The organism is Limnohabitans sp. Rim8, from assembly GCF_945869175.1.
Taxonomy (GTDB): domain Bacteria; phylum Pseudomonadota; class Gammaproteobacteria; order Burkholderiales; family Burkholderiaceae_C; genus Limnohabitans_A.
In genome coordinates this window covers 61,618-70,950 of the sequence record NZ_CAMBNZ010000002.1, presented here as the reverse complement: position 1 = coordinate 70,950, position 9,333 = coordinate 61,618, and the positions used below count along the sequence as shown (strand labels likewise).

Below are 9,333 nucleotides of genomic sequence, written 5' to 3'. Positions count from 1 at the left end.
TCCACCTTCAGCGGGTCGGGGTTGTCCTTGAGCGTGAGGGTAGGGCAACCCGACAGGCGGATGCAGGCGTGGTCGCCGTTGCACACGTCTTCGTCCACGCCGTATTTCACGCGCTCGACCCGCTCGCCTTTGGACAGCAGCGAGGCCAGCCAAGGTTTGATGCGGCGTTGGCGTTCGAGCTGGCATTCGCCTTCGGCCACGATCACTTTCAGGCCTTGGAATTCGGTGGTGAAGGCTTCGGTGAGGGTGGCCTGCATGTGGCTCACTTCATAAGTGTGCACCGTGCGCAGCCACTTCACACCCAAGCCTTTGAGCGTGGACTCGATGGTTTGGTTGGTGTGCACCATGCTTTGGCGCTTATCGCCCGCCAGTTCCTTGGCGATGTCGGTGGGGGTGTTGATGATGTCCTGCGTGCCGGTGGCCGAGGTGTAGCCGTTCTTGAAGATCAGCAGCACCGCGTCGTCGCCATTGAACAACGCACTTTGCACGCCGGTGAGCAAGCCGTTGTGCCAAAAGCCCCCGTCGCCCATGACCGACAGCACCCGCCGCTTCATGAGGGGCGACACGCCCGCCCGGCTGGCCAGGCTCATGCCATAGCCCAAGATGGAGTGACCAAAGGAAAACGGCTCGAAGGTGGCCAGTGCGTGGCAACCAATGTCGCCCGCAATGTGCACCGGCCCCACGTCAAGTTGAGCCAATTTGAGTGCGGAGAAGACGGGCCGCTCGGGGCAGCCAATGCACATGCTCGGTGGCCGCGCAGGCAAGGGGCTGCCCAAAAGAGTTTGCACTTGCTGTCGGCGTTCACCATTCGTGGCCAGCCATTGCCGGGTGGCTTCAGGAACCGCCTCCACGAGGTGGCGGTCCAGAAACTTCAGCAGGCCCTGGGCCATGACTTCGGCGGTGTACTCGCCGCCAGACGGCAGCATGTCTTTGCCGTGCAGCGGAGTTTGCAGGTCCAGGCGGCGCAGCATCAAGGCGAGTTCTTGCTCGATGTATTCGGGCTGCCCTTCTTCGAGCAGCAGCACGGCCGACTTGTCTTTGCAAAAGTTCACCAATTCATCGGGCACCAGCGGGTAGGTCACGTTCAGCACCAGCACCGACAGGCTGGTCGCGCCAAAGGCATCGGCCAGATCGAATTGCTGAAGGGCGCGGACCAGCGTGTTGTACAGACCGCCTTGAACGATCAGGCCCAGGTGCCGGTGCTGGGCCCCTTCAAAGTGTTCATTGAGTCTGTTTTCGGCAATGTACTGGCGTGCGGCGGGTAAGCGGTGCTCGACTTTGCGTTTTTCCTGCGCAAAGGTCACAGGCGGGTGTGCCAGTCGCATGTAGTTGAAACCGGCGGGTTCGTCGATGAGGTGTTTTTTGGACAGCTTGGGCGCTTGGTTGTCCTTGGCTACAAACTGGCCGCGCACATGGCAGGCGCGGATGCGCAGCTCCATCATCACCGGCATGTTGGACGCTTCGGACAACCTGAAACCGTGCTCCACCATGTTGACCATCTGGCCCAGTTCGGGGCGCGGGTCGAGCAGGCACATACCCGACTTGAGGGCGTAGGCGTGTGTGCGCTCCTGGATCACGCTGGCGCCTTCGCCATAGTCTTCGCCCACCACGATCAGCACGCCCCCGGTCACCCCGGGCGAGGACAAATTCGACAGCGCATCGGCCGCCACATTGGTGCCCACAATCGACTTCCAGGTGACGGCCCCGCGAATCGGGTAATGGATGGATGCGCCCAGCATGGCGGCAGCCGAGGCTTCATTCGAGCAGGCTTCCACATGCACGCCCAACTCGTCCATATAGGGCTTGGCCTGCACCATGACATCGAGCAGGTGCGAGACCGGCGCGCCCTGGTAACCGCCCACATAGCTCACGCCCGATTGGAGCAAGCCCTTGGTGATGGCCAGGATGCCCTCGCCATGGAAGACATCGCCCGCGCCCATGCGCAGGGCTTTGATTTCTTCGTGAAATGAAACTTCCAAAGTACGCTCCTTGTGTGGTTGCACCTGTTTTCAACGGGCTCATGGGCATCTTATGGATAAGTGCATAAAATAATATGAATAAACAGTATGCGTTGAATGAATATCAAAGACCTGGACCTGAATTTGCTGCGCCTGTTTGACGCGGTGTGGCGCACGCGCAGCGTGAGCTTGGCCGCGCAACAGCTGGGCATGTCGCAACCAGCGGCCAGCCAGGGGCTGGGGCGCTTGCGGACCGTGTTGGGCGATGCGCTGTTTGAGCGCCATGGCGCTGGGGTCAGGCCCACGCCGCGTGCAGACCGCCTGGCCCAATCGGTGCAACTGGCGCTGGGCACGATCGAAGAAGCCTTGAACGCATCGCAGGTGTTTGACCCCCAGCGCTCGGGGCGGGTTTTGCGGGTGCATCTGAGTGACATTGGCGAGGCCAGGTTTTTGCCAGAGTTGGTGCTGGCTTTGCAGCGCCAAGCGCCGGGCATGCGGCTTGAAGCCGTGCCCATGCCGCACGACAAGATCGGTGCAGCGTTGGACAATGGGCAGTTGGACTTGGCCATTGGTTTTTTGCCCGAAGTGACCGACACCCTGCAGCAGCCTTTGCTGAGTGATCGGTATGTGCTGCTCTTGCGCAAAGGGCACCCGATGGTTGAGCGCTGGCGCCGGTTGAAGCCCGTTCCAGACGCTTCGCCCGAAGCCCTGCAAGCGGTGCTGGCCGAGCTGGAGTTCGCCGCCGTGAGAACCCATGCGGACACTTTGCGCATTTTGGAGTTGATGCGATGGCAGCACCGCCTGCGTTTGACGGTGAGCCATTTCCTGTCTTTGCCTGCGATTGTGCGCAGCAGCGACTTGGCCGTGCTGATGCCCCGCAACTTTGCCTTGAGTTTTGCAGTGCAGGGCTCGCTTGACATCATCGAGCCCGAGTTGCCTCTGCGCGAATTTGTGGTCTCGATGCACTGGAGTCAGCGTTTTGCCAAAGACCCCTGCTCGCAGTGGTTTCGTGCTACGGTGTCACGCCTGTTCGATTCATCGCCATCATGAGTTCAATCCCACCCTACCTCAGCGAAACCGAAGCCCCCAGCCGCGCCGACGTGGACGCCCTGAGTGGCCTGACTTTGCTTGAATTTGGCACCGACTGGTGCGGACACTGCCGCGCCGCCCAGCCTGCCGTGGCGCAGGCCCTGGCACAGCATCCGCAGTGGCAACACCTCAAGGTCGAAGACGGACCGGGCCGAGCGCTGGGCCGCAGTTACCGCATCAAGCTCTGGCCCACATTGCTGGTGTTGCGCGACGGCCAAGAGGTGGCCAGGGTGGTGCGCCCCACCGCCGTCCAGAACGTGTTGGACGCTTTGACGGTCTGAGCTGTGCCGCATCAGGCGTCTTGGCTGACGGGGACCGAATTGCATCAACTGGTTTGGCGCGGGCACACCGGCCAGGCGCGTTTGTTTCGCATGCGCTGACGCTGGCGCCCGAGAAAGATTTTTTCACCCGCAAAGCCATTGGCTGGTCTTCAAGTGCTCAAGCCGGTCACCACCCCCAAGGTCAGCAAAGACATCGGTTGAGGTCCGTGGGTTTTCCAGATCACCCATGCCAGCCAGCCTTGTGTGGCGGTCAGACCCACGGCCGCCAAGCCCATCAGGCCAAACATGAAGGCGTGCAGGGGGTCGCTGTTGTTGTAGTGAGATCCGGCTCCCAAGGCGGCTTGGTACGTGATGTATGTGACCTCAAAAAGAGAGGTCAAGATCAACAGCGCTGCGATCCAGGCGAACGGTTGGCTCTGGCTGACCGGTGGTGCACAAAGCTGGGCCAGCCACACGGTGGTCCATGCAAAAAGCACCGTGGCGGCCATGAACTTCATGGGTTTGACCCAAATACCCACCTCTCTCAAAGTGCGGGTATCGCCCAGCGAAACCAGGTACGTCAAGCCCAGAGTCAAAAGCATGAGTGCGCCGTAAATGATCAGGACTTTTCGAGCCATGTGGGGGGCGCTCATGGGCTGGTGATGCAAGGATGATTCAGTGTCAACATGGGGCAAAGGGGGGCCGTTGTCTGGACCTCAGGCTTGGCCAGACAATAAGGCGGCGCCGTCTTCGTACCAAAACATGAGCGCCGCATCGTAGCTTTCCCACACACAGCCGTTGCAACCGCGCCCGCAGCACGAGGTGGGCTCGGGGGGCGGCTCGCGAAAGTCATGGCCAGCCGCCTGCAGGCGTTCTGTGAATTGTGCAATGCCCCGGCGCACTGAGGCGCGTTGGGCTTGGTTGGGGTCGACGATGGGGTGTTCGTTCTCGCAGTTCATGCCCGATTGTCTGATATCCCCGCTGCCCAAGCGATGTGGCCCTGTACCACCGTGCATGCTATCAAGCGCTCGTCCCCCAGCACGATCATGGCGAAAAGCCATTCGGCCAGGGTCTCGGTTTGTGCGGTGCGGCGCGCCAGCAAGGGTGTGGCCTGGGGGTTGAGCACCACAAAGTCGGCTTCGCAGCCGGGCAGCAGGTTGCCCACTGTGCCCGCCAGATCCAGCGCAGCGGCAGCGCCTGCGGTGTGTTGCCACCACAGGTGTTCCGGTGCGAGGCTGATGCCGGGTCGACCTGCGCTTTGCCTTGCAACGGTGTAGGCCGCGTGCATGGTGTGAAACGGGCTGAAGCTGGTGCCGCCGCCCACATCGCTGGCCAGGCCGTATTTCAAAGCGGCTGCATCCGAAGCGGCGTAGTCGAAAAAGCCGCTGCCCAAAAACAGGTTGCTGGTGGGGCTGATGGCCGCTGCGGCACCCACTTCGCTCATGCGCTGTCGGTCGGCTTCGTCCAGGTGAATGCAGTGCGCGTACACCGACCGCTGGCGCAGCAGGGCTGCGCGGTCATACACGTCCAGATAACTGCGTGCCTCCGGGAAAAGTTCTTGGACCCAGCGGATTTCATCCAGGTTTTCGGCTACGTGTGACTGAATCCACACGTCGGGGAACTGCTGCGCGATCTCGCCTGCGCCATGCAGTTGCGCGTTGCTGCTGGTGGGTGCAAAGCGGGGTGTGATGGCGTAGCCCAGGCGGTCCACGCCGTGCCAGCGTTGGATCAGCTCTTCGGTCTGGCGCAGGCTCAAGTCGGTATCGGTGTCGCGCAGGCCGTCGGGGCTGTGGCGGTCTTGCAGCACTTTGCCGGTGACCATGCGCAAATGGCGTTTTTGCGCTTCGGCCATGAAGGCGTCGACCGATTCGGGGTGGACGGTGGCAAAGCACAGGGCCGTGGTCACGCCGTGGCGCATCAGCTCGTCCAGGAAGAAGCTGGTCACCTCGTGCGCGTAAGCCGGGTCGGTAAACTGTTTTTCGTGCGGAAAGGTGTAGTGCTCCAGCCAGGGCAGCAGCCCCTCGGCGGGCGAGCCGATCACATCGGTTTGCGGGTAGTGGATGTGCAAATCGACAAAGCCGGGCGCGATGCACAGCCCAGGCCAGTGGGTGATGGGCAGGTCGGGGTAGTGCGGAGCCAATTCTCGAAATGGGCCGATGGCCTGAATGCGGACCACCCCGTCGGCTTCTCGGGCGGTGACCAACAAACCATCTGACGCGTGGCGGGCTTGGGGCTGCTGGGCTTGGGGGAACCACAGCAGGCCAGCACGCCAGCCTTTGAGATCGGTCAATGTCTTGACAGGAAGCATGCGCAGGGGGCCTCAAGCGGTAAAAGATCGGGGGCAAACACGGGGTCAGTGGGGCGTGGCCCGGTGGTACATTGTGCGGCAATCTCTTTCATGCACAGCCCGGGCCAGCGCTTTAGGCACGGACATTGCAAGTGACTTATTTGAATTTCCCATTTACCCTCAGGCATGACCACTCCACTCTTGTCTTTGCAAGGCATCACCAAACGCTACCCCGGCGTGGTGGCCAACCAAGACGTGTCCCTGACCGTGATGCCTGGGCAGGCCCATGCCGTGCTGGGTGAAAACGGCGCGGGCAAATCGACTTTGATGAAAATCATCTATGGCTCGGTCAAGCCCGATGAGGGTCAGGTGGTGTTCAATGGTCAGCCGGTGCAGATCCGCAACCCGCAAGAAGCGCGCAAGCTGGGCATCAGCATGGTGTTTCAGCACTTCAGCTTGTTTGACACGCTGACGGTGGCCGAAAACGTTTGGTTGGGCTTAGACAAAACCTTGAGTCTGGCCGAAGTCACCCAGCGCATTGTGGCCAAGGCCAGCGAATACGGTCTGGACCTGGAGCCCGAGCGCCCCGTGCACAGCCTGAGCGTGGGCGAGATGCAGCGGGTGGAGATCATTCGCGCCTTGCTGACCGAGCCCAAGCTCTTGATTCTGGACGAGCCCACTTCGGTGTTGACGCCGCAGGCGGTCGAGAAATTGTTTGCGGTGCTGCACAAACTGGTCAGCCAAGGCTGCAGCATTTTGTACATCTCGCACAAACTGCACGAAATTCGTGCGCTGTGCAGTGCCTGCACCGTGCTGCGCGGCGGCAGGGTCACAGGCGCGTGCGATCCGCGTGAAGAGTCGAACGCCAGCTTGAGTCGACTGATGATTGGTGCCGAGCCGCCGGCTTTGCAACATGTGGCGCGGGACCCCGGAGCCGTGGTCTTGTCGGTCAAAGGCTTGAGCCTGCCCCGGCAGGACCCCTTTGGCGTCGACCTGGACGGCATCGAGCTGCAGGTGCGGGCTAGCGAGGTGGTGGGCTTGGCCGGGGTATCGGGCAACGGCCAGAGAGAATTGATGTGGGCTTTGTCGGGTGAAGACACCCGGGCAGGACCGCTTTGTGGACCCGCCAGTGTGGGTTTGTTGGGGCAGGCGGTGGCGGGCTTGGGGCCTGTTCCACGCCGGCAAATGGGGCTGCACTTTGTGCCCGAAGAGCGTTTGGGGCTGGGCGCAGTGCCCTCGCTGAGCTTGTCGCAAAACCTGTTGCTCACACGCAGCGAGGCGGTGGGTTCGAGCGGCTGGGTGCGCATGGGCGTGTTGGCCGATCAGGCCCGCAGCATCATCGAACGCTTCAAGGTCAAGGCGGCTGGGCCGCAGGCCCCTGCGCAGTCTTTGTCGGGTGGCAATTTGCAAAAATTCATTGTGGGGCGCGAAATCAGCGCGGCCCCGAAACTCTTGATCGTCTCGCAACCCACCTGGGGCGTGGACGTGGGCGCTGCCGCGCAGATTCGCGCCGAGATTTTGGCGCTGCGCGATGCGGGTTGCGCGGTCTTGGTGGTGAGCGAGGAGTTGGAAGAGTTGTTTGAGCTGTCTGACCGCATCCATGTGATCGCCAAAGGGCGTTTGTCGCCTTCGGTGGCGCGGGCCGAGGCCACCGCACCGAAGATTGGCGAGTGGATGAGTGGCCTTTGGCCTTTAGCCAAAGAAGGAGTCCAGCATGCTGCGGCTTGAACCCCGTGCCCAGGCCTCACGCTTGTGGACATACGCTTCTCCTTTGCTGGCGCTCGTGCTCACGGTGCTTTTGGGCGTGGCGCTGTTCATGGCGCTGGGCAAAGACCCCGTGCGCGGTTTGCAAATGTTTTTTTGGGAACCGCTCAAAACCACGTATGCCCTGGGTGAGTTGATGGTCAAGGCCACACCGCTTTTGGTGATCGCGCTGGGTTTGTCGGTGTGCTTTCGCTCCAACGTCTGGAACATTGGGGCCGAGGGGCAATTTGTCATCGGTGCGGTGTGCGCTGGCGGTGTGGCCTTGTTGGCCGACAAAGACACCGGCCGTTGGATCGTGTTGGCCGTGCTCTTGGCGGGCGTCTTGGGCGGCATGTTGTGGGCGGGCATCACGGCCCTGCTGCGGGACCGTTTCAACGCCAGCGAAATTCTGGTCAGCCTGATGCTGGTTTATGTGGCCGACATGGTGCTGAGCTACTTGGTCTATGGGCCTTGGAAGGACCCGGCGGGGTTCAATTTTCCGCAGTCCAAAACGTTTGAGGCGGTGACGCAAATCCCCCGCTTGATGACGGGTTCGCGCGTGAGTGTGGGCTTGCTGCTGGGTTTGGTGGGGGCAGGCTTGTTGTGGGTATTTTTGTTCCGCACGCGGGCCGGCTTTGCCCAGCAGGTGGGCGGATTGGCGCCAGATGCGGCGCGGTACGCAGGTTTTTCTTCGCGCAATGCCTTGTGGGTGGCTTTGCTGACTTCAGGTGGAGCGGCAGGCCTGGCTGGCGCTTTGGAGGTGGCCGGGCCCATTGGCCAGCTCACGCCTTATGTGCCTGCAGGTTATGGTTTTGCCGCGATCATCGTGGCCTTTGTCGGGCGTTTGCACCCGGCGGGCATGGTGCTGTCGGCGGTGCTCATGAGCATGTTCTACATTGGGGGCGAGTTGGCGCAATCGCGCCTGGGCCTGCCCAAATCGATCACGGGTGTGTTTCAGGGCTTGTTGTTGTTTTGCCTGTTGGCGTGTGACACTTTGGTGGCCTACCGCCTGCGCTGGGTGGCCCAAAAGACGGGGAGCGTGTGATGGAGTCTTATGCCTTGCTGATCGCAGCCACCTTGAACGCGGGCACCGTGCTGGCGCTGGCCGCTTTGGGTTTGCTCATCAATGAAAAAGCCGGCGTGGTCAATTTGGGCGCCGAGGGCATGATGCTGTGTGCCGCCATAGCAGGCTTTGCCTGCGTGGTGCACACCGGCAACGACTGGCTGGGTTTTGCGGCGGGCATGGGCGCAGGCGCTTTGTTGGCCGCCATTTTCGGGGTGCTGGTGATCTGGCTGGGCACCAACCAATATGCGACGGGGTTGGCTCTGAGCTTGTTTGGGGTCGGGTTTTCGGCTTTTGTGGGCATCGCTTACGTGCAAGAAAAGTTGCCGGATCGGCCGCATTACGCCATCCCTGGCTTGGCCGATATCCCGCTCCTGGGGCCTGCCTTGTTCAAGCAGCACCCGCTGGTTTATGGTGCGATGCTCTTGGTGGTCGCACTCGTTTGGTTCTTGTACAAAAGCCGCACCGGTTTGGTGCTGAGGGCGGTGGGGGAATCTCCCGCCTCGGCCCATGCTTTGGGCTATCCCGTTCGGCGCATTCGCTTGGCGGCCGTGGTGGCCGGTGGCGCTTTGTGCGGGCTGGCCGGGGCGTACATCTCGGTGAGCTACACGCCTTTGTGGGTCGAGGGCATGGTGGCGGGCAAGGGCTGGATTGCTTTGGCGCTGACCACTTTTGCCACTTGGCGTCCGGCACGGGTTTTGCTGGGTGCTTACCTGTTCGGTGGCGTGACGATGCTGCAGTTCCATTTGCAAGGCATGGGCGTTGAGGTGCCCAGCCAGATGCTCACGGCGCTGCCCTATATCGCCACCATCGTGGTGCTGGCGATGATCTCGCGCAACCCGACCTGGATACGTGTGAACATGCCCGCATCCTTGGGCAAGCCGTTTTATCCCGGTTCATAATCGTGTTTTTCTAACCCTGTAAACCTGTTCC

General features: G+C 61.6%; 9 protein-coding genes. 5 read left to right on the top strand and 4 right to left on the bottom strand.

The annotated features are described in order from the left end of the window. Positions 1–1,979, bottom strand: a 1,979-nt coding sequence (locus Q0O19_RS00735) for an indolepyruvate ferredoxin oxidoreductase subunit alpha (RefSeq protein WP_295518990.1), incomplete at its 3' end; no start/stop codon positions are given. 96 nt (positions 1,980–2,075) lie between these two features. On the opposite strand from Q0O19_RS00735, the gene Q0O19_RS00730 reads away from it, so the two are divergent. Together Q0O19_RS00730 and Q0O19_RS00725 are read left to right on the top strand one after the other, a co-directional pair. Further along, positions 2,076–3,008, top strand: coding sequence for a LysR family transcriptional regulator (locus Q0O19_RS00730; RefSeq protein WP_295518987.1), 933 nt, complete (start codon positions 2,076–2,078; stop codon positions 3,006–3,008). After that, entirely contained in the window at positions 3,005–3,328 is a 324-nt protein-coding gene (locus Q0O19_RS00725) for a thioredoxin family protein (protein ID WP_295518985.1), read from the top strand. Before Q0O19_RS00730 ends, Q0O19_RS00725 begins: the two co-directional genes overlap by 4 nt. Before the next feature lie 149 nt (positions 3,329–3,477). Here Q0O19_RS00725 and Q0O19_RS00720 read toward each other — a convergent pair whose 3' ends face one another. From Q0O19_RS00720 to guaD, 3 genes are all read right to left on the bottom strand, one after another. Continuing rightward, positions 3,478–3,960, bottom strand: a complete 483-nt coding sequence (locus Q0O19_RS00720) for a hypothetical protein (RefSeq protein WP_295518983.1) — start codon at positions 3,958–3,960, stop codon at positions 3,478–3,480. A gap of 63 nt (positions 3,961–4,023) precedes the next feature. Further along, a complete protein-coding gene (locus Q0O19_RS00715; RefSeq protein WP_295518973.1) occupies positions 4,024–4,266 on the bottom strand; it encodes an oxidoreductase-like domain-containing protein in 243 nt (80 codons plus the stop codon). After that, positions 4,263–5,615 carry a guanine deaminase gene (gene guaD, locus Q0O19_RS00710; RefSeq protein WP_295518969.1) on the bottom strand — a complete coding sequence of 451 codons (1,353 nt, stop codon included), beginning with the start codon at positions 5,613–5,615 and terminating at the stop codon, positions 4,263–4,265. The genes Q0O19_RS00715 and guaD overlap by 4 nt, the downstream gene beginning before the upstream one ends. 165 nt (positions 5,616–5,780) lie before the next feature. Between guaD and Q0O19_RS00705 the strand changes: the two genes are divergently transcribed. From Q0O19_RS00705 to Q0O19_RS00695, 3 genes are read left to right on the top strand one after another with little or no spacing between them, the layout of a single operon-like run. Further along, complete coding sequence (locus Q0O19_RS00705) at positions 5,781–7,322, top strand: ABC transporter ATP-binding protein (protein ID WP_295518964.1); 1,542 nt, start codon at positions 5,781–5,783, stop codon at positions 7,320–7,322. Continuing rightward, entirely contained in the window at positions 7,309–8,382 is a 1,074-nt protein-coding gene (locus tag Q0O19_RS00700; RefSeq protein WP_295518956.1) for an ABC transporter permease, read from the top strand. The genes Q0O19_RS00705 and Q0O19_RS00700 overlap by 14 nt, the downstream gene beginning before the upstream one ends. Beyond that, positions 8,382–9,302 carry an ABC transporter permease gene (locus Q0O19_RS00695; protein WP_295518954.1) on the top strand — a complete coding sequence of 307 codons (921 nt, stop codon included), beginning with the start codon at positions 8,382–8,384 and terminating at the stop codon, positions 9,300–9,302. Before Q0O19_RS00700 ends, Q0O19_RS00695 begins: the two co-directional genes overlap by 1 nt. Positions 9,303–9,333 lie beyond the last annotated feature (31 nt).

Bases quoted from the DNA above. Each gene is read 5' to 3' on its own strand.
- Q0O19_RS00720 (WP_295518983.1), bottom strand. From the start codon at position 3,960: ATGAGCGCCCCCCACATGGCTCGAAAAGTCCTGATCATTTACGGCGCA.
- guaD (WP_295518969.1), bottom strand. From the start codon at position 5,615: ATGCTTCCTGTCAAGACATTGACCGATCTCAAAGGCTGGCGTGCTGGC.
- Q0O19_RS00730 (WP_295518987.1), top strand. From the start codon at position 2,076: ATGAATATCAAAGACCTGGACCTGAATTTGCTGCGCCTGTTTGACGCG.
- Q0O19_RS00705 (WP_295518964.1), top strand. From the start codon at position 5,781: ATGACCACTCCACTCTTGTCTTTGCAAGGCATCACCAAACGCTACCCC.
- Q0O19_RS00695 (WP_295518954.1), top strand. From the start codon at position 8,382: ATGGAGTCTTATGCCTTGCTGATCGCAGCCACCTTGAACGCGGGCACC.
- Q0O19_RS00725 (WP_295518985.1), top strand. From the start codon at position 3,005: ATGAGTTCAATCCCACCCTACCTCAGCGAAACCGAAGCCCCCAGCCGC.
- Q0O19_RS00700 (WP_295518956.1), top strand. From the start codon at position 7,309: ATGCTGCGGCTTGAACCCCGTGCCCAGGCCTCACGCTTGTGGACATAC.
- Q0O19_RS00715 (WP_295518973.1), bottom strand. From the start codon at position 4,266: ATGAACTGCGAGAACGAACACCCCATCGTCGACCCCAACCAAGCCCAA.